This window comes from Pseudovibrio sp. FO-BEG1, from assembly GCF_000236645.1.
Taxonomy (GTDB): Bacteria; Pseudomonadota; Alphaproteobacteria; order Rhizobiales; family Stappiaceae; genus Pseudovibrio.
In genome coordinates this window covers 1,950,807-1,970,328 of the sequence record NC_016642.1, presented here as the reverse complement: position 1 = coordinate 1,970,328, position 19,522 = coordinate 1,950,807, and the positions used below count along the sequence as shown (strand labels likewise).

The window sequence follows — 19,522 nt, the reverse complement described above, 5'->3', positions numbered from 1 at the left end:
GATCTCCAAAACTATAGCATTTCGCGCAGTTGAGTGACAACGCCGTCGGTGTATTGGTCGATCTGCCAATAAAACCCGACGTAGGTCAGTGCGCACAAAATAAAAAGGCTAATCCAAACTAGGGAAACAGGCGTATGCCAATGAACAACATGCGCTTTTTCTATGATTTTGTTTTCTGATTGACCGAGTTCAGAAGTCCCCTCACCGCGTTCCTGACGGATGATGTGGCGAACGTCCCGCATAATTTCCTCAAGCTGCAGCTTGCCGTTGTGCATGACCCGGTATTTGCCCTCAAAACCGAGGCCAAGCAGCACATACAAGAACTCAATCAACTCGATGTATCGAACCGGATCTCGCATCAACCTGCTAAGAACGATGAAGAACTTTTCTCCACCCCAGGTCTCGCTATGAAATAGAGCCAACAGGCTGCGCTCTGACCAGTCAGAATTCTGCCCCCAGGGAGAGCACATCACCGCCTCATCAATTGCAGAGCAAAGGCAATAGCGGTGAGCCAGAATAGTCGCCCGGTCAAACCCTTCGCGCTGGAGTTCAAGTTCCAGAGATTCAATCTCTGCCCGAACATCCTTATGGAGGTAATCCAGTTTGTTGTTTTCTGAGACTTCCGGGATACGCGAGATCAAAGCCAACAATGATTGGCTCGCATCAATGATCTTATTGATGCTGTGCCCCCGCATCGGAAAGCTGATGTGTTGAACAGGTCTCGGAGAAACATCTTTCAGGTTCTGCGGAACGCTTTCTGCTGTTGCGACAGGCACATCCTCTGCAACTTCAGGATCGCTAGCGTCAAACAGATTTGCGACTTCACTCATCATGCCGTCCTTTCATTGCGAATAGCCCAGAACTGCAGCTGTAGATCAGCAAACTCGCCCGCAATGTGGAATGCAAAACCACTCGCGTTTTCAATGTATTGCCAGCCTGCTGAGTTGGCATCCAACTGGAAGTATGAGAACCCGGCATGATAAGGCAGCTGCCGCGGAGGAGACGGCAACCGCTGCAGAACCACACCCGGCAAATGCAGATGGATCAGCTCACGAATACGCTCAATGGAAGAGACCTTGGTTTGTGCCGGGAAGGATTTTGCCAGCTCTTCAAGCTCCATGCTTGCTTTCACAGCAACCACGAAGATTGCTGAGTTCAACAGTGAGCGATCATTGAGCGGAGAGGTAATGATCCCGTACTTCTGTTTGTTCAACGGCAGCGCAATCGCGTTCGCTTCAAAGATCGTCGACAGTGATTGGCGCAATGAACTAATCACCGGATCGAAGCAAACCTGCGGCTCTTCATGATGATACGCAGGCCAGGACGTAGGCATCCGCTGCTCATTGGTGAACGTCGCCAGTTCTCCTGCTGCACCAGAAAAGATCTTGTAAAGCTCTCTTGGGTGCACGCCTTTAAGCGATGATGTATGCCGAAATTCAGGCCAGAGCCGGTTGATCGTTTGCAGCATAAGAAAATCGGAGACATCCGAGACCCCCCTTTGACCGGGCGTCCCCATACGCGTTGAAATGTGCGTTGCTCTTTGACGCAGTAATCCCACCAGATCATCAAGCGTTTTGCGCAAACGCGGCTGAGCATCGATAGTCGAGGCCATTGGCAGGAACTCGTCATCCAGCACAACGCTGCCATCCGAGTTTTTGTTCCTAATGCGTGTCAGCGGCAAGCAAGTGAAAGCAGAGCGATCTTCGCGTTCCAGCATCAGGCGTAAACGATACTGTGCCACATCCACCATGAAAGGTTCTGTGTCTGAGCTGGTGTTGTTGCGCACATCCTGAGAGAAGGCGCGCATTCTGGTCGCATCCTGAGGATTAAGCGGATCTTCGACCTCCGGCACGCCATTTGAGCGCAGTGGCAAAGCCAGATAAACGGTCTGACCCACGACATTTTCACCGCTCACATCCAAAGGTGCAGGTGCCATGGACTCGCCGGGCACATCAATTGTCGTGCCATCGGGGAAAATGCCGAGCACATAATCAACGAGCAGCTTGCCATGCAGAAGACTTTCCTTATTGATCTCCAACCGGCTCACCCCATGCTGGTAAGGATCAATAGCTTCGCTGCGAGAGCGGATAAGATGCTCCAAGTATCGCTGTTGCTGCTGAAAATGGTGGGGCTTCAAAAACAAGCCATCTCGCCAAATTACATGATTTCGCAGTGACATAATCTAAATAAACCTATTTGCTCTCAAACCTATCGATGCAGGTTTGTGATAATTTTTTTTCTGCTGATCACAGCAAGTAGCTTGTACGTCTCTCCCTTGGGCTTGACCTTCTCAACAGCACGCCAGTCGACCTTCTCAGGCTTGGCATATCCGCCAACCAGACCGATAAAGACCGTTTCCTTGTCCAGCTCCAGTTCTGTCACAACCTTTGACTCCCCAGGCATGACCTGAACCTCTTTCACGTCAACAAAGGTGGTTCCAAGAGCGTTCTCATAGTCTTCCGTCGCCTCCTCAAACGAGGATTGAAGCAACTTACCGTCATCACCCAGCTGAAAGACCCAGACATCAATGGGAACACTCTCACCAAGATCGTTCTTGTTTGATCCCGGTTCAGAGAAAATGGTGACATCAATCAAGCTCGGCTGGTCTTTGGGCTCTCCCACTGGAATGCCCGGATCCATAACCACTTTGAAAACCTTCTCAGGTATCTTCTGCGCTTCGCATGCGCCCAGCACCAGCAGTGCTGCGACCATGCAGACCAAGTGGAAGCTCTTTTTCAGGAGCGCGTGTTGTGTCCAACCCCAGTTCATTTTCTGCTTGCCGCCTTATTATTTTGGAAGCTGAAGGTATTGGGTGTACTGATCCGCCATCCCGCTTACTCCGCAGCACAGAGCTGATGGCTGCGCATCTCACGGTCGTAAACCTGTCGGAAGATCTCCCAAAACATGCGGGTTAGTCCGCGCTGTCGACCCGAACGCATTTCATTGTAGTAGTGCTCGTACATCTGCCAGTTCCAGCTATCGAGGTCCCCTGTACGAGGCGCATGCCCTTTGTAACGCGCAAAGCGTTTGGTCAGGTTCTCAGGAGAGAGACCAAACAGAACCGCTTCCAAAGCTTCGTCAGCAGCGATACGGCTTGCCTTCTCATGCAACTCAATTTGCATGAGGCTCTCTTCAATGGCGGATGGTGCATTCAGGTGCACAGGGCTTTGAACAAGCAGCAAATCTTCAATTGCCTGTTCAGGGCTTTGCGCCAGTCGGATTGGGTTGTCTTCCACCGGATGCAAATGGGTGTCGTTCATGGAAGACCGATCTTCCCACTGCTGAGCGTGAATGGACATCAGACCGGAAATCGCAGTCTTCAAAGCCGCACCAACTTCTTGGGTAATGCGGTTTGCCTCAGGCAAACTCATATCGCCAATCGGTAGTCCCAATGCTGAAAGGAGTGGACGCAGCACTACGTGATCCACCATGCCTTCTTCGCCCGTTTCAGATAAAGAAACCGACCCATGCCAACTCTCGGTCTCCTGAATATCACTGACCAGCATTTCCTGCCCGCCCGAGTTCGTCAGGGATTCAAGATAGCTATCCATTTCCGGGTCAACCGGCTCTGTACTCGTCGTGGACATTGCGTGGTTTCCTTTTGCTTGGGGCATAATCATGAGGCGGTGATGCGCTTGAGGGTCATCGATACCCACCGCCTTCCCGCTGTATTCGGGTTGCAATCCCAGCGTGCCCAGAAGATCTTCATCCTGCTCTTGCTGTTCCGGCTCACTGTCGTGATTGAGTTGGAAGAGAGGGTCCTGATTTCCCGGCAGGCCTTCTTCATCTTGCTGGTCAAGAACTTCAACCGGATCACAAAGAAGCGCGTTGGAGCGTTGATTGCTCGCAAAAAAGTCTTCGCTCAGATCGCTCTCAAGGCGATCAGCCAAGATGTATTCAATGTTGCTTTGAGACTGTTCGTCTTCATCCTGCAAATGCCCTGACACGATGGTATCAATAGCTGCAAACCGGCCCGCCCACTGCTCGCTGTGGTCCTCCAGTTCGCTTCCTTCAGCGACCACATAGGTTGTCAGTTTAAACGCCCCAACCTTCCAGACATCACCATCTGAAATGCGAAAGCGTTGCCCGGACGGAATTGGCCGGTTTGAACCGTTTACGATGATCCCTTCATCACCAACGGCTTCTGCGCAATAGACGCCATCCTGAAAGAACACGCGCACATGTTCACGGGAGACGGAGTTGTGCCTATCCATCAGCTGCCAATGGCACTGCGCTCCAGAACCGATACTTCCGCCGGTTTTCTCAAACGTAGCGGTGGCTTTGCTGCCGTTCTCTAACGTGGAGGTGTTGTTGATGACTAAAACCAGCTTCATTTTACCTCCTACAACCGCGCTGAAATGAGAACTTCGCGAGGGCTCTCATCCCCTTTGTCGAGAAACGTCGACCAACCCAGCCGTCCTTGATATTCATCGGAAAGCACAACAGGTGCGGCCTGTTTGGGCGCGAGTTCCAGTTTGATGTCGTAGGCATGCTGGTCGCGCAGCATGAACTCCACCAGATCTCGTAGGGCCTTGTAGTCACGCCCATGCGGGAGAAAGTCCTGAAAGCGCTCGAAACTCAGGTTCTTGATGAAGATATTGAACTTACTGGAGATATCGGAAACGCTGTCCCCGATAATGGTGTCTTCACCCAGAAGCATATTGTGCTGTCCAAGTTCAGAGCGTTGAGCAGCAGGAATGTCCACCTTACGAGCGATCCACTCTTCCACTTCAACATCCTTATGAAAAAAGGCATGTGAGACGACACTGGCAATGGCAGCCGGTGAGCGATTGCGGGAGGCCAACACACCTGCAAATGTAAGCAAGCGCGCCCAATTGATCGGGGATTTGCGACGAGCTTCCTGATCTGAAAGCCCGAAGATGCAGAACACCCATTGAGAGAACGGATCCAACGCCCCAGGTTCATAACGCACGTAAAAGCGATACTTGCGCATGGAACGGTGCAAGAGGCCAACAAGGCGATTATGGAAGAAATCAAAGAACCCCTTCATCAAGGAGCCCTGCGCATCATACTTGGCTATGACCTCTTGATAGTAAGAGGGAAGCGGCGAACTTGAACCATGCAAGCCAAGGAATGTGACTTCCATATTGAAGTCAGCATAACTGATCGACTCGTCACCTTCTTCTGCCTCATCTCGTTTCTCGATACTGGCAATATCAGAGAGCGGAAAGCCGAGAGAATGCATAACACTGAAGTTGATCTTCTCATCTTTTGGCAAAAGATGCGTACCAACCTCATTGCTTTCGTCATAGCAACGCTGGATCAACTCAACAGCTTGGAAGAAGGACCAGCTGCGAGCATTAAACTGCATGTCACCTCTTAAATCAGAGGCTGTCGCCCAATTTTCGCTGGCCATTGATAAACTTCATTATTTTGCGTTCCATTTACGATGAGTTCGTGGAACGAATTGACACTTGAATAGAGAGAAAAGAACTCTGCAAGCACACTGCAGAACAAGAACATTTCGCCCTCACTCTGAAACGCCTCTTCATTGAGGGACATGACTGTTTTCAAACCTCGAACAGCCTGCCCTCGGAATAGCTTGTCGACTGGCTTTGTCTCAATCGAAACAATGCCATCAATACGCTGCTTGCTGACCCGCTCATCTTGCCGGTTCAGGCGCGCCTGAAAATCGTAGGTCGCAATCACGGTCTTCAACGCTTCTTTCTCAAGAAGAGAGACGTAATTGAGAGAAAGATTGGAAATAAGGTTCCAGTAGAGCGATCCATCCAGTGGCGGATAAACTGGCGCTGTTGGCTGCCCCAAGTTCTTGAAGGTCACAAAGCTTGGCGTTTCACCGGTTGGTTCACACACATCCCCTGCTCCCAATTCCATCGCATGGTTGGGATGGAAGCACTTCAGGTCTGCGGACAATACTTCATGCTCCGGGATCGCGCGCTCATTGTCATGGCGCACGAATGAAACCAGATGTTCCATGCCGCGCTTGCCCAAGGCTTCGCGAAGCCGCAAGCGATAGTAAATCTGAGTTAGGCCATCTGCCCGTTCAACTTCGTGATGGAAAGACTCAAAAGACGGATACTCTCGCAAATGAGACCCGCTTGTCGGATCTTTTGCAGCACGCCAACTCATAATGCGGTCGATAGAGAAGATATCGATCGCACCACGCCCATTGGCGGTTGGCCTGATTGGATACCGCATTTGGCTATGATCGATCTTCATCGGCTCAGCATCATAGGCAAACAGGTTCACTGCTGGCACGCAGTAAAGACGGAACGTTCCAGGGCGGACTTTAACCTCTGGTGGCAGAGGCCTGGAGAACGTGAGCTCTAATGAGAAATCTGTCTCTTCGCGATTTCGGAAAAACGGTTCTAGTCCATCGATATCATAGCATTGGAACTTCGCAGGAAAGACGAAGTACTCCTGCAGCAGGCGATAGCCCTCATAGGCCGAGTTTTCATTGGGAAGTAGTGCCTCAGATCCACCAAAACTGCCCGGCTGTAACGCCGAGATCGGAAGCTTATAGCGGGTAACTTCGTCATCCCCTGCCTCTTCGGATTCAAAGCAAACACTGATGTCCTTCAGATATCGCCCCAGCCACAGATAAAGCATCTGCGCGGCGACCTCATCTCCTGCAATCCATAAACGCAGATCGCGGAAACTCAGTCGAGAAAACGGCAAACCAGAGAGTGTCTGGAACTTAAGCGTCAGGACTGTGCTCTCGCGTGACCGCTGAACGTCCTGCTCGACGATATCAAGCGGATAAACGGTTACATCTGCTGTGGTTTGAAACGGACAAACAATCTCATCAACTGGCTTCGACAGAATTTGCGAGCCGGCAGGCAGAACCTGACGTTCTGTAATCGCTTTTTCAACGGGTACCATCTGCATCAGCGTTGTTGAAGGAAATGCCCGCAGGAAGTTTGGAATAAGCAACTGCACGAGCGAGTGGGTGAGCTCTGGCAACTCATCATCCAGCTTCTCGCGCAATCTTGATGTCAGGAACGCAAAGCCCTCCAGCAACCGTTCCACATCAGGGTCAGTGGAGGCGTCAGACAGATACTTTGACAGCCGCGGATTGCGCTCGGAAAAAAGCCGACCGCTCTCGCGCAGATAAGTCAGTTCGTCCTGAAAGTAAGAAGCTTTCACAGCTGGGTGCCTGCTTGACTAAACAATGTGGGCGACATGCCCGTCTTTCATGAGGATATCGATTTGCACCTGCTCTCCCTTGCTAAGGGCGGGCATGAGCAACGTTGCTTTGAAGCGCAGCTCTAACGGCCTGTCGGGATCACGGACAAAATGAACTGATCGCACCTTCACCCGCGGTTCGTATCTCTCGATGCATTGGCGAATAGACGCTGCGATGTGTTGGGTCAGATCGTTGGTCGCAACACTGGACAGGTTGAAGTCCACCAGCCCTAAATCCGGAGTAGCAGCAGAAGCCCCTGCTCTGGCGTTCAACAGTTTAGCCAAGTGACGTTTGATCGAATTTACTTTGGCTTCCAGCAAATCGACGCTCTGAGGAGGAGCTACCTCCTCCTCATCAGCAATCAAACGCTCAAACAAACTGCCCCGAGCTGTCCGAAGTCTACTGTCCCAAACAACGGTATCTTCGCGCTTTCTCATAGGTCAGCCTTAGCTATCCTTGTCCAGCTTACCTACGAGCGACAGCTCAAAGTTTGCACCCATGTACTTGAAGTGCGGACGCACCTTCAAAGACACCTGGTACCAACCCGGATCACCTTCAACATCGGAGACGATAACTTCAGCAGCACGCAATGGACGACGTGAACGCACATCTTGAGGTGGGTTCTCCTGATCGGCCACGTACTGGCGCAGCCAGGTGTTCAGCTCACGCTCAAGATCTTCACGTTCTTTCCAGGACCCAATCTGCTCACGCTGCAGCACTTTGATGTAGTGCGCCAGACGGTTCACAATCATCATGTAAGGAAGCTGCGTACCAAGTTTGTAGTTGGTCTCCGCTTCTTTACCTTCCTTCGTATTCTGGAAGATTTTCGGCTTCTGGGCAGAGTTTGCGGAGAAGAAAGCGGCATTGTCAGAGCCTTTGCGCATGGTCAGCGCAATGAAGCCTTCTTCTGCAAGCTCAAACTCGCGACGATCTGTGACCAGAACTTCTGTCGGGATTTTCTCTTCAAGCTGACCAAATGCTTCGAACACATGCACTGGAAGATCGTGAACAGCACCACCAGATTGAGGGCCAATGATGTTTGGACACCAACGGTATTTCGCAAAGCTCTCTGTAAGGCGGGTCGCCATCAAGAAGGAAGTATTACCCCAAAGGTAGCTCTCATGCTCTTCCGTCACGTTCTCATTGTAGACGAACGCATCAACTGGATTTTCTTCAGCGTCATACGGCATGCGAAGCAAGAAGCGTGGACATGTCAAGCCAACATAGCGGGAGTCTTCACTCTGTCGGAAGCCCATCCATTTGCGGAAACGCGGTCCTTCGTAGATGGAAAACAGATCTTTCTGCGCTGGCAGATCCACATACTCATCAACGTCGAACATCTTTGGACCTGCCGCCGCAATAAATGGAGCGTGTGCCATTGCACCGACAGAAGCAGCAAACTGCAGCAGTTTTACATCACGAGCACCTGGACCAAAGTCATAGTTCGCAATCATGGCGCCGACTGGCTCACCACCAAACTGGCCATAACCACTTGAATAGACGTGCTTGTAAAGGCCGGATTGTACGACTTCCGGGCTCGTTTCAAAATCTTCCAGCAGCTTGTCTTTGGAAACAGAAAGCACATCGATCTTGATGTTTTCACGGAAATCTGTGCGATCAACCAGCAGCTTCAGTCCGCGCCAGGCAGACTCAAGTTCCTGAAACTTCTCATCATGAAGGATTTCGTCCAGCTGCGAGGAAACTTTCAAGTCCAACTCGGAGATCATGCGATCGACCAGAACGCGATTGATCCGTTGATCAACTTCCTGACTGGAAAGGAGGTCGGAAATAAACGCCTCTACGCCTCTGCGCGCTATGGAATAGCTTTCTTCGTCTTCCGGGCGAATGCGCGTTTCTTCCATAATCTGATCTAAAAGAGAAATCGCGGCGCCCGCACCGGCAACATCCGGCTGGCCGGCAGAGGCTGATACATCTACCATGTCATCATATCCATGTTTTTAATTAGAAAAGTACTTGCGGATCAAAACTATGGAGCTCCGCAGCTTTACAGAAATTTTACTTGCAACAGCTCGAAATCAGCTGGTTTCTTCCTGAGAAGACACGACTGCATCCAGCTCTGACAAAAGCTTTTCCCTTTGCTCTTTGTCCTGCAAAATCTGCTCGAGCCGGTTACGGAATGCCGGTATGTTTCCAAGCGGCCCTTTCAAAGCAACCAGCGCTTCACGAAGATCAATTAGCTTTTTAAGTTCAGGCACTTGTTTAACAATGGAGTCTGGCTCAAAGTCCTTCAGGCCTTCAAACTTCAAGTTGACGGCCAGCTGCGCATCCTCATCTTCAACAAGGGTATTTTTAACTGTCAGCTCACGCTCCAGACCAGCTTCTTTCATAACCGATGCAAAGGTATTTTTATCGACGGAAAGCAGCTCGCGGTCTTCAAGAGGCGTGTCATCTTCTTTGCCGTTGTAATCACCCAGCATGACTAGACGCAGCGGCAGTTCAACTTCTTCCTGCTGATCACCAGTTGCCGGAACATAACGAATATTAATTCGCTCTTTTGGCGCAACAGAACCTTCCTTGCCAGCCATAGAACTTCCCCATCTCTTCTTAGAAAATCAGAAAACAACTTAGGATTTACCTAAGATTATACTCAAATCTAAAATTAAACACTTTAGCGCCAATTCGACTCTAAATTTTCTTTAGGCCTATCGGAAAGAAAAACGATCGACAACAGAAAAGTAAAAGTTGCATTATTAGACTTTAGTCATATTGATTAGCAAAGTAAATATTCTGAAACAAATAGATTATTCAAACACAACACGTGATTCGCGCCTATTAACATCAATCAGAGAAGCGTAGTGATGGCTAGATCTCTTTCAATAATCAAATTAATACTATTATCGATTATTAAATTAACTACGTCATATATATTTATCAGCCTAACATTTCTAATTTTACTAGTTTTATGCGTATTTTTATTCAGGGATACGGTCTTCTCTTTCGCTCCAACAGACGAAAGAAAATTAATCTATGCGACAGTAGCAATGGCCATACTTTCTGTCATTTGGGGCGTGAGTAACTTAGTTTATGTAAGCATAAAGAAGAAAAAGGTTGATTTAAGTAAAAATAAAGACAAAAAAGAAAAGCCAAAGACACCTGATCTATCCTATCTGAATGAGTTTGAACGCGGCTTCACACAGGCACTCCAAACAATCAGCAGAAATTGGGCAGGCAAGGGTGAACGGAAGAAAGGAAAGAACCTCTACGCACTTCCCTGGTTCGTCGTATTGGGCTCTCCCAGTTCAGGTAAGACATCCCTGATCGTTGAATCGAATTTAAAGTTCCCGCTCGCCCACCTATTCTCTCAGGAAGATGCAAAACACGTCCAACCAACCAAGGACGTCGATTGCTGGGTAACTGATGAAGCTGTTCTCTTTGATGTCGCAGGCCAGTTCGTTGAGCATGTAAACGGCCAGCAACCAGACTCTAAAGAAACGTATTACTCCGGTTTATGGCGTCGTTTCCTAAAGCTTTTGCGGGATAACCGGCCACGCAGACCGATCAATGGCGTCGTATTGTGTCTGGATCTCTCAGAACTGCTTTCACTCAGCTCGCAAGAACGAACAACGAAAGCAGCCCTTGTTCACGCTCGCCTGAGCGAAATGACGGAAGTGCTCGGCACTCGCTACACCGTACATGTCGTGCTGACAAAGTTCGATCTGATCGATGGTTTCCATGAGTTCATTGGATGTCTGGCTGCAGCCGAAAGAGCAAAACCGTTCGGCTTTACATTTGATCTTCACGATGGCCGTGATCAAGATAAGTGGTTGGACGAGTTCAATTCAGCCTTTGCCAAGTTTCTTGATGACCTCAACAACACCGTTGTCGACCGACTTTCTGAAATGCGGTCGGCGCATCAAAGGCGCCAGCTATACTTGTTCACGCGCGAAATGGCTGGTCTGAGCAATATACTGAGCTCTTTTCTGGGGAAAGCCCTCCATCAGGACAAGTTTTCAACTGCTCCTCATATCCGCGGTGTCTTCTTTTCCTCTGCACGTCAGGAGGCCATTCCCACAAATCCGGTTTTACTGGCAACTTCGCAGAAGTATGAGATCGCAGCACCTATCCTGCCCATTCATAGCGGTCCATCCAAACAGTACTTCTCTGCTTCACTCTTTGATCAGGTCGTGTTCAAGGAAGCCGGCCTTGCGGGCGATAACATCAAGATCGAGCGCGCCAAACGCTTCGCTCTCGTCGGATCAGGCCTTGCCGCTTCTCTTCTTTATGTTGGCTTTTTCAGCACCTATTGGGTCGGCTATGAAAACAATCGGGCACGAGCTGACGAGGTCGTCGATATAACCGAGAGCTTCGAAGAGCTGTTTCAGCAAGGTCCTGATAAGAATCTTAACGCCTCTGGACAGAACTACATCCGTCCTCTTGGCGCACTCACATCTGCAAGCGACATCTTTGGCAACTATCGCGACAGAAACTGGCTTATCTCCCAACTCTCACTTTATCAGGGCTATAAGATCGGCCCGGAAGTTGAAAAAGCCTACGTCGATATGCTGGCCCGCTACTTCCTCCCAGAGGTTGCAGCATATGTCCGAAACGAGATCGCAGCTCTTGGGAATGATGAAACCAGCAAAGACAGTAATGAACGTCTGGAAGCGTTGCGTGTCTACCTTATGCTGGGCGACGCTTCCCGGCGAAATGAGCTCCTCGTAAAATCCTGGATGGAACAGAAATGGCAGGAGCAGTTTGAAGGCGATCTCAAACTACAAAAAGCGCTGCTCGATCATCTTGTCTTTGCCATCGAAACCGCCGGGCTAGAAGCGAAGCTGGACAAAGATCTGGTTGAGACCTCTCAAAGAGATCTGAGAGAAGTGCCACGAGATCTGCGCCTCTACCGCAACATCGAGCAAGTCAGTGACAGACAGCTGGCCTCTCCGGTGAACTTCAGAAACGACATCGGGCCGGCATACAACATCGTTTTCAGCGGAACCGGCACCACCGCTCATGATGATCAACCAATTGGGGTAAAGCAGTTTTTCACAAAAGATGCTTATCTCGACTATTTCGTCAAAATGAATGATGGCCTGTCCGTCGTCGCCGTAGAGGATGCCTGGGTGGCCGACGAGCGGGACACCGTGGAATATTCCCAAGCTGACCTAAAAGAGTTCCGTCGCAAAATCGCATCCCGCTATGCAACGAACTACATCTCCAACTGGAATGACGCGCTGAACCGTTTGGAAATTACGGACTTCAGAAATCTAGACCACGCCGTAGATATTCTGGAAACACTAACTGGCCCAGACAGGCCTCTTAATCGGCTCATCAACCGGGTTAAGAGTGAAACAGAAATCTACGAGAGTAAGCTCATTGAGCTCAATGCCGAGCAAGCCGTCAATTCTGATTTGCCCTTTGACATCTATAGAGAACAAGGCCTCCGCGTTCGCCGCGCCTTTTCCAACCTCAATGGATTGGTGGAAGCTGAAGAAGGTGAGAAGGCTTATCTGGAAGATCTAGATGCGGCCCTTAATACTCTTTACGAATATCTGAAAGACATCCGCCAAGCCGGGGAACGATCTGGCGAAGTTGCATTGGCACGTGCCAAAGCCAGAATTGATCTTCAGGGCGAAGACCCAATCTATACACTCAAACGCATAGGCGTCGACCTTCCCAGCCCACTCAATCGCTTTTTCGCAAAACTGGCAGATCAAAGTTGGAAGGTGTTGCTGCAAGAAGCCAAGAAAGAGCTGCAACGCAGTTGGAACGAGGAAATCTATGCGGACTATAACCTTAACTACGCACAGCTTTATCCTTTCAACAAGCAGGCTGAGCAAGAGATCCCACTTGAAGAATTTGAAAGCTTCTTCGGCCCGGGCGGCAAGATCGAAACGTTCTACAAAAAGAACCTGATCGTGTTTGTTGATGAGGCAACGGGCGAGCCTAAAACCATCGATGGTCGCCATCTCGCCATCGCTAAGGAATTTCAGGATAATCTCAAGATCATCTTAGATCTGCGCAGAAGCTACTTCAACTCAGAAGGACTGATCGGTGTGGAGTACAACATCCAGCCTATCTCTCTTTCCGCAAAACTCCGCCGCGCCGTGATGAATATTGAGGGACAAATCATTTCCTACTCCCATGGTCCACGTCGCCCTATCCGAGTGATCTGGCCGAATGTTCTCACAAATGAAGCTGAGAGCAGCCTATCAGTCTTCCCTGCGGGTCGTGGTCGCCCACACACCACCACCTTTAAGGGGCCGTGGTCAGGCTTCCGACTGCTGGATTTTGCCACGACTAAAGGCTTTGATAGCAATGGCGCACTGATCGAGTTCAGCTTCAACGGGCAGAAAGCAACATACTCCTTGCTTCATAAAGGAGCCAGTTCACTGGCACGCAAACAGCCACTCTCCGGCCTTATCCTGCCAGCAAAGATGTGATGCCTATGACCACAACAGATACAAACTCAGAAGAAGCAGCTTCGGCTGCTTCCTCCATCTTCGTGACATCCTACGATGATCTGGCAAAGGCGGTCCTTTCACCCATCTCAGAAGAGTTTGAAGATGATATCGAAGATCACCCAGATTTTGATGCCGTAAGTGACGAGTTAATGAAGCGCGGTACACTTTCCCATGGCTCAATCGATTGGAGTCTGGTGGAGCGAGAAGCCCTCAAGCTGCTGCAGAACACGCAAAAGAGTCTCGCCGTTTTCGAGGCACTCCTGCTGGCAAGAATGACGCGGAAAACACGTGGTGCGTTGGCCAGTTGTATCAGAGCACTCGATGCGTGCTTAACGACATCCAAGACAGAGCTTCATCCCAAAGAAGATCGTAGGTTTGAGCTCATCCTCAGACGCATTTGCGGCCTTTTCAGTCTGGATACATTGCCCGGCAAACCCGGATCAGAAGCTGAGAAGCTTGAGGAGAGCCTTGCCCGGCTGATCAAAAACGAGCTCTTGCTTGAACATGGATTGGCAAAGGATTTTCGAGTTCTTCAAGAACGCATAGAGCTGGAGAAAAAACAGCAAGAGAACGAGAAAGCACGCAAAGCGACCAGTTCCAGCACTTCTGCAGATTCAACAAGTGCCGGTCAAATCAGCTCATCATCAGTGATGGATGCTCGTTCCTTTAAGCGCCTCACAGCTGAGATCTGTACACTCATCTTTAAGCAAGACCCGTCCCTGCCCTTCATCTACCAACTCCGCCGCCACGCGTGTTGGCAAGAGATAACAGGCGCTCCCCAAATCACCTCAGAACCACGAACCATTATCCCGGCAATATCTATCGATACCTGCGACAAGTATAGGGATGCCTTAAAGCAAGGCACGCCAGATATTTCGATCATTCACCAGTTAGAAACGACACTTTTCTCCATGCCCTTTTGGATTGAAGGCCAGTATCTCGCCGCACAACTGGCACTCAAAGCCGATCATGTTCATGTCGCAAATGCGATAACTGAAAGCACCCAGAGTTTTGTTAGTCGCGTCCCCGAACTGCGAGAACTCTGCTTTGATGATGGAACGCCATTCATCGAAGGCGAAACAGCCGAATGGCTCAACTCAAAGCCCCTGAACAGCGATACGCCCGAAATACTAAGCACACCGCAGGAGCAAAAAGGATTGACTGATTTCGTCAGCAATCCCAAACTCGCAACAAAATGGAACGGCGAGTACAAATCCCAACGCTCCCCTCGCCAAAAAGCCTTCATGGAACTGGCAATGCTGGAAGACCTCGCCCTCTCCGGCTTCTCCGCCCTCGTCTCCGACCAAACCCTCCGCCTCCAATCCGCCGTAGAAGAAACCTCCATCACCGACTGGGACCCAGAGTTTTTCAAAAGAGCAGCTGTTCTCACGCGTAAGAGTAGGAAATAATATCTGTTTGAGAGGGAGACAGCTATCGCTAGCTGTTTCCCATAATCTGAGCGTAGATTTCAGGGTCGGTGACGCCTTCTGAGCCGATCAGGAGGATACTGGAGTCTGGGGTAAGGCCTAGCTCATGGCAGAGTTGCGGGTCCTTGGAGGCTTCGATCACTGCGGCGAGGCCAGCGACGCCGCTTTCGCCTGCCTCAATGGCAGGATCATTGCCAAGGGGATGTGCGAGGCGGCGCATTGTTGGGGCGATCAGGTCATCGCTGATGGTGAGGAAATGTGAGCATTCACTTCTCAGGATTTCCCAGGCCATTGGAGAGGGAACGCCGCAGGACAGACCTGCCATGATCGTTTCTTCATCAATTTCAATAGATGCGGCCTGCCGCTGCTTTGCGCTCTCAAATAGACAGGCGGCGAGGTCCGGTTCAACAATGCAGACTTTAGGGGCTTCATCCTTCCAGTGCTGCCGTAATGAAGCGGCAACGGCAGCTGCCATGCCGCCTACTCCGGCCTGCAAAAATACATGAGTTGGCGGGCTTTCGAGATCATTAAATATCTCGTGGGTCATGACACCATAGCCAGCCATAACATCCCGCGGAGGCTCTGTATAACCGGGCCAGGATGTGTCAGAAACCACGAACCAGCCAGCGGCCTCAGCTTCACTCCGACACATTTCAACGGACGCATCATAATCGCCGTCGATGCGAATGACTTCTGCACCCAGCTCCTGCATCGCTTGCTCACGGCCCTGACTGACTTCCGCATGGATATAGATTTTGCAGGGCGCACCAAATCTCTGACATCCCCAGGCAAGGGACCGCCCATGATTGCCATCGGTTGCGGATGCTAAGGTGATGCTGCTCACCTGATCTGCGTAGTGCCCGTTACGAATATCTGAGAGGGAGACCTCTTCCCCTATACGGCGCGACACTTCTCGTTGCAGCACGCGCAATGCGGCATATGCACCGCCTAAGGCCTTGAAGCTTCCAAGACCAAAACGTGGACCTTCATGTTTGTAGAGGATCGCCCCTACCCCAATCTCCTGCGCCAAAGACGGTAAAGAACACAATGGGCTGGGTGCATACCCTTCCCACTGAGTGATCTCGGCAATTGCCTGAGCGAAAGCAGTTTCAGGCAAAACGGAGAGTACTGCCGGGCCGAAATCGGGAGACCCCTGCGTATATGAGATGCTTTTGGACATGGGATACTCCTGCTTACTTACCTTTTGGGAGACGCTGCTTTGCCAACTCAGCCCAGAACCGAGCTCCCGTCTCCAAAAGCTCATCGTTGAAATCATAGTCAGCTGCATGCAAAGGTTTGGCATGGGCGCCTTCCGTGCCGTTTCCCATGAGAAGAAAACAGCCAGGAACTTGCGCGGCAAAGTTTGCGAAGTCCTCAGAAAACGTCATGGAAGGGCGGGCACCGTCATGCTCCAGCCCCATCGCTTTGGCAGCTTCAATCACATGAGAAGCGGCATCGGCATCATTGATCGCTTCAATAAACTCCGTACGGAATTCCACTGAAACATCGAGACTATGGCTCACACCAATACCTTCTGCGATCTGCCTCAGATGGGTCTCGACCTGTTTTCGGTGTTCTGGAGAGGCAGCGCGCACTTCCCCCTTCAGCAGCGTGTGACCCGGCAGGACGTTGCGCTGACCATCGGTGATAAACTCGGTTACTGAAACGACAGCGCCAGAGGACGGCGGTAGCTTTCGAGAAACGATGGTTTGAAGCGCCAGAACCAACTCGGCAGCTGGGGTCATCGTTTCGCGACCGGCCTGAGGCATTGAGGCATGTCCACCCTGCCCATTGATCGTAATCTCAAACAGGCTTTCACTGAAGCAGATCACCCCTGCCCGGGTAGATATCCGCCCAATAGGCTCGCCGGGCAGGTTGTGCAGACCATAGACCTCATCAATCGGAAAATTCTGCAAGACACCTTCGTCAATCATGGCCTGCGCACCTAAACCATGCTCTTCATTAGGCTGGAACAGGAGTACAACCGTTCCATCAAACTCAGGAGATTTGGCCAGAAGCTCCGCAGCCCCCAGCAGCATGGTGGTGTGTCCATCATGGCCGCAGGCATGCATCACGCCCTCATTGCGAGACCGATGTGCAAACTCGTTGAGCTCGGTGATGGGCAGCGCATCAAAGTCCGCCCGTATGCCGATGGCTTTATGGCTGTTACCTGCTCTTAGCACGCCAACAACACCGACGCTCTCGTGGGTTTCAATGCCCAGATCACGCAGATGGCGCGCGATCCGTGCCTTGGTCCACTCCTCCTGAAAGCCAAGCTCAGGATTTTGATGAAACTCATGCCGAAGGGCCTGAAGACGATGCGCAAAGTCAGTCATGGAGTACTCCCGAGAGGCAGCGTGCTGCAGTTCAACTGATTATCTGAATTAATACTTCATCAGATGTGAAAAATGCGCTGAATATAGACGCTTGATATGCAATAATCTTTCACATGACACCTTTAGACTCATATGACCGCGCCATTTTGCGCATCCTACAAGCAGACAACCGCACCTCTCAGCAAAAAATTGGCGAGGCCGTCAATCTGTCCGCCCCCTCCGTCCAGCGCCGCATTCGGCGTATGGAAGCAGAAGGTGTTATTGCTGCCAATGTTGCTGTGGTTGATCCAGCGATGGTGGGACTGCCAATCACAATTTTTGTTGAGGTAGAACTGGTCAGCGAACTGCCAACCGACATCGACGCAGCCAAGCAAAACTTCCGTGATGCCCCGGAAGTTCAGCAATGCTTCTATGTTACGGGAGAGATTGATTTCGTACTGGTCGTCGTCGTGGAAAGCATGTCAGCTTACGAAGAATTCACCCGCCGCATCTTCTTCAAAAACGGAAACATCAAAAAATTCAAAACCTTCGTTTCAATGGACCCGATTAAGACAGGCGTGAAGGTTTCGGTTTGATGGGGAGAGACTAGCGAGCAGGTGGAGTGAAATGCCAAGCTATCGACAAATCAATGAGCTGACGATTTATTATATAACAATTTCAAGAATATAAGTGGTGCCCGGAGGCGGATTCGAACCACCGACACGCGGATTTTCAATCCTGAACTCTTGTCTAAATTTCAATGGCTTAGATCCGTAAAAAACGTCAAACCGCTATTTAAACGTCAAATAACTGGGCGAAATTTGTCAAAGGTTTCTCGCCTACTGAAGTGGGGGAGGAAATGATGGGTAGCTCGACTAGTAAGATACAGCATTGTAACAGTCTAACCATCCAATACAGCGACAAAGCTGTCTGGATTAGCAAGCTGTGCCGGGACCATAACTTTTCAGCATCAGAAAAGGTCGTGGGGATCGCTCTGTGTGACTACTTCAACACAAAGCCGGAGATGCCTGGCCAAGCATCTCTCGCCTTGAAGAAGACGCAGGCACCAGCAGAAGAACGGTGATCCGAGCTTTGAAGAAGCTAGAGCAAGCTGGATATTTTAAAGCTCAACGCGCACGTGGTCGTGGGCAAAGCAATCATTATGCCTTTTGCCATGTAGGGGATGAAAAACGTGACAGCAGAGCACCTATGGTCGCACCAAACTCGCTGTCCAAACACAGTTGCAGTGACAAAAAAGACCAAAAAGCGTGCCAAAATGAGCAGCTAAAGGGTGACGTCAGAGCACCACGAAATAAAGATAAATATACAAATAATAATACAGGTGAACTTCAATCAGTGTCATCTAGCGCAAAAGCAGCAGCAAAGCTGATACTCAATCAAACATCCAAGTTTATCTCGGTATCAGACCCACTCTTTGAGGTTCTTTGTAAGACCTCAAAGAGAAAGGTCTTGTCTCAGAATCTCTCAAAGCATGACGGCAAGACAGGCCATTGGTTCTTGAAAGAAGAAGTTGCAAAAGAAAGGCAACGATTAGAACGCAACCAAGCAGCGCTCCATCATTGAATGCCCTTCTCAGTGCTTTGGGCACCTCAGCAGCCACATACTAAAAAGGCCTGAGAAGCTCACGCTTCCCAAGCCAGAATATTCCTTAAGAGGCAAGCCTCTCATCATTCCAACTTACTTGCTTTTAGAGATTTCCAGTGCACAGGGATCAAGCAGCTCTGAGATCTTCTCGCCGCTTTCCTGCACATCATTGATGTGATTGCGCACAGTATCAAACAGCGTCAGCAACGCTTCATATTCCTGAGTGTGCTCCATTCGTTCACTCATCACCACGCTCATGGAATAAACTAGATTTTTGAGGTGATTGCTTGATAAGCGAAGCTGATCCACTTCATTGCGAAGGGACGTATGGGCACATTTCTCTTTTCCAGTATCAGTCATCAGTAAGCCCTCTCTACTGGCTTGTTGAACAAGCCGCTCAGCAGAAGGCTTTCGACAACCCACTGGCGAGCGGGAGGTTCGAAACCTGGTAGAGTCAGGCGGGTTTATTCCCCCGCAAAGGGTATTGTATTCACCGCCCTCCCGCCCATAAGCGAGAGTTTGCGTTTGAAGACCTAACTCCAGACACAAAAAAACCGCCAAACAAAACGGCAGCGGTGACCG

General features: G+C 50.3%; 15 protein-coding genes and 1 pseudogene. 4 read left to right on the top strand and 12 right to left on the bottom strand.

The features are described from left to right. Positions 1-11 precede the first annotated feature (11 nt). From icmH to tssB, 9 genes are all read right to left on the bottom strand, one after another. Positions 12-830: a type IVB secretion system protein IcmH/DotU gene (gene icmH / locus PSE_RS09050; protein WP_208998124.1), complete on the bottom strand. Its 819-nt coding sequence runs from the start codon at positions 828-830 to the stop codon at positions 12-14. Beyond that, positions 830-2,179, bottom strand: a complete 1,350-nt coding sequence (tssK, locus tag PSE_RS09045; RefSeq protein WP_037036601.1) for a type VI secretion system baseplate subunit TssK — start codon at positions 2,177-2,179, stop codon at positions 830-832. The genes icmH and tssK overlap by 1 nt, the downstream gene beginning before the upstream one ends. Before the next feature lie 29 nt (positions 2,180-2,208). After that, the gene (gene tssJ, locus PSE_RS09040) at positions 2,209-2,769 is read right to left on the bottom strand and encodes a type VI secretion system lipoprotein TssJ (RefSeq protein ID WP_014284558.1); all 561 of its coding nucleotides are present in this window, start codon (positions 2,767-2,769) and stop codon (positions 2,209-2,211) included. Positions 2,770-2,834: 65 nt separating this feature from the next. Beyond that, positions 2,835-4,334 (bottom strand): type VI secretion system-associated FHA domain protein TagH, encoded by a 1,500-nt coding sequence (gene tagH, locus PSE_RS09035; RefSeq protein WP_014284557.1) that lies wholly within the window; start codon positions 4,332-4,334, stop codon positions 2,835-2,837. A gap of 8 nt (positions 4,335-4,342) precedes the next feature. After that, the gene (gene tssG, locus PSE_RS09030) at positions 4,343-5,332 is read right to left on the bottom strand and encodes a type VI secretion system baseplate subunit TssG (protein ID WP_014284556.1); all 990 of its coding nucleotides are present in this window, start codon (positions 5,330-5,332) and stop codon (positions 4,343-4,345) included. A gap of 8 nt (positions 5,333-5,340) precedes the next feature. Further along, complete coding sequence (tssF, locus tag PSE_RS09025; RefSeq protein ID WP_014284555.1) at positions 5,341-7,128, bottom strand: type VI secretion system baseplate subunit TssF; 1,788 nt, start codon at positions 7,126-7,128, stop codon at positions 5,341-5,343. 18 nt (positions 7,129-7,146) lie between these two features. Next, entirely contained in the window at positions 7,147-7,545 is a 399-nt protein-coding gene (gene tssE / locus PSE_RS09020; protein ID WP_008549175.1) for a type VI secretion system baseplate subunit TssE, read from the bottom strand. Positions 7,546-7,614: 69 nt separating this feature from the next. Further along, on the bottom strand, positions 7,615-9,108 hold the full coding sequence (tssC, locus tag PSE_RS09015) for a type VI secretion system contractile sheath large subunit (protein WP_014284554.1): 1,494 nt from the start codon (positions 9,106-9,108) through the stop codon (positions 7,615-7,617). Between the two features lie 96 nt (positions 9,109-9,204). Beyond that, a complete protein-coding gene (gene tssB / locus PSE_RS09010; RefSeq protein WP_008549395.1) occupies positions 9,205-9,714 on the bottom strand; it encodes a type VI secretion system contractile sheath small subunit in 510 nt (169 codons plus the stop codon). Positions 9,715-9,987: 273 nt separating this feature from the next. Here tssB and tssM point away from each other — a divergent pair, with 273 nt between their 5' ends. Both tssM and PSE_RS09000 read left to right on the top strand, forming a co-directional pair. Continuing rightward, a complete protein-coding gene (gene tssM, locus PSE_RS09005; protein ID WP_256378186.1) occupies positions 9,988-13,572 on the top strand; it encodes a type VI secretion system membrane subunit TssM in 3,585 nt (1,194 codons plus the stop codon). Positions 13,573-13,577: 5 nt separating this feature from the next. Then, positions 13,578-15,002, top strand: coding sequence for a TssA family type VI secretion system protein (locus tag PSE_RS09000; RefSeq protein WP_014284552.1), 1,425 nt, complete (start codon positions 13,578-13,580; stop codon positions 15,000-15,002). A gap of 28 nt (positions 15,003-15,030) precedes the next feature. Here the strand turns inward: PSE_RS09000 and PSE_RS08995 are convergent, their stop codons facing one another. Continuing rightward, positions 15,031-16,200, bottom strand: coding sequence for a diaminopropionate ammonia-lyase (locus PSE_RS08995; RefSeq protein WP_014284551.1), 1,170 nt, complete (start codon positions 16,198-16,200; stop codon positions 15,031-15,033). Between the two features lie 13 nt (positions 16,201-16,213). Then, entirely contained in the window at positions 16,214-17,356 is a 1,143-nt protein-coding gene (locus tag PSE_RS08990) for an amidohydrolase (RefSeq protein ID WP_014284550.1), read from the bottom strand. 113 nt (positions 17,357-17,469) lie between these two features. On the opposite strand from PSE_RS08990, the gene PSE_RS08985 reads away from it, so the two are divergent. After that, the gene (locus PSE_RS08985; RefSeq protein ID WP_041768195.1) at positions 17,470-17,931 is read left to right on the top strand and encodes an Lrp/AsnC family transcriptional regulator; all 462 of its coding nucleotides are present in this window, start codon (positions 17,470-17,472) and stop codon (positions 17,929-17,931) included. Between the two features lie 427 nt (positions 17,932-18,358). Continuing rightward, positions 18,359-18,919 (top strand): annotated as a pseudogene (locus tag PSE_RS08975) (helix-turn-helix domain-containing protein); the annotation flags it as partial. 114 nt (positions 18,920-19,033) lie between these two features. On the opposite strand, the gene PSE_RS08970 reads toward PSE_RS08975, so the two are convergent. Then, complete coding sequence (locus PSE_RS08970; protein WP_014284547.1) at positions 19,034-19,300, bottom strand: hypothetical protein; 267 nt, start codon at positions 19,298-19,300, stop codon at positions 19,034-19,036. Between the last annotated feature and the right edge of the window lie 222 nt (positions 19,301-19,522).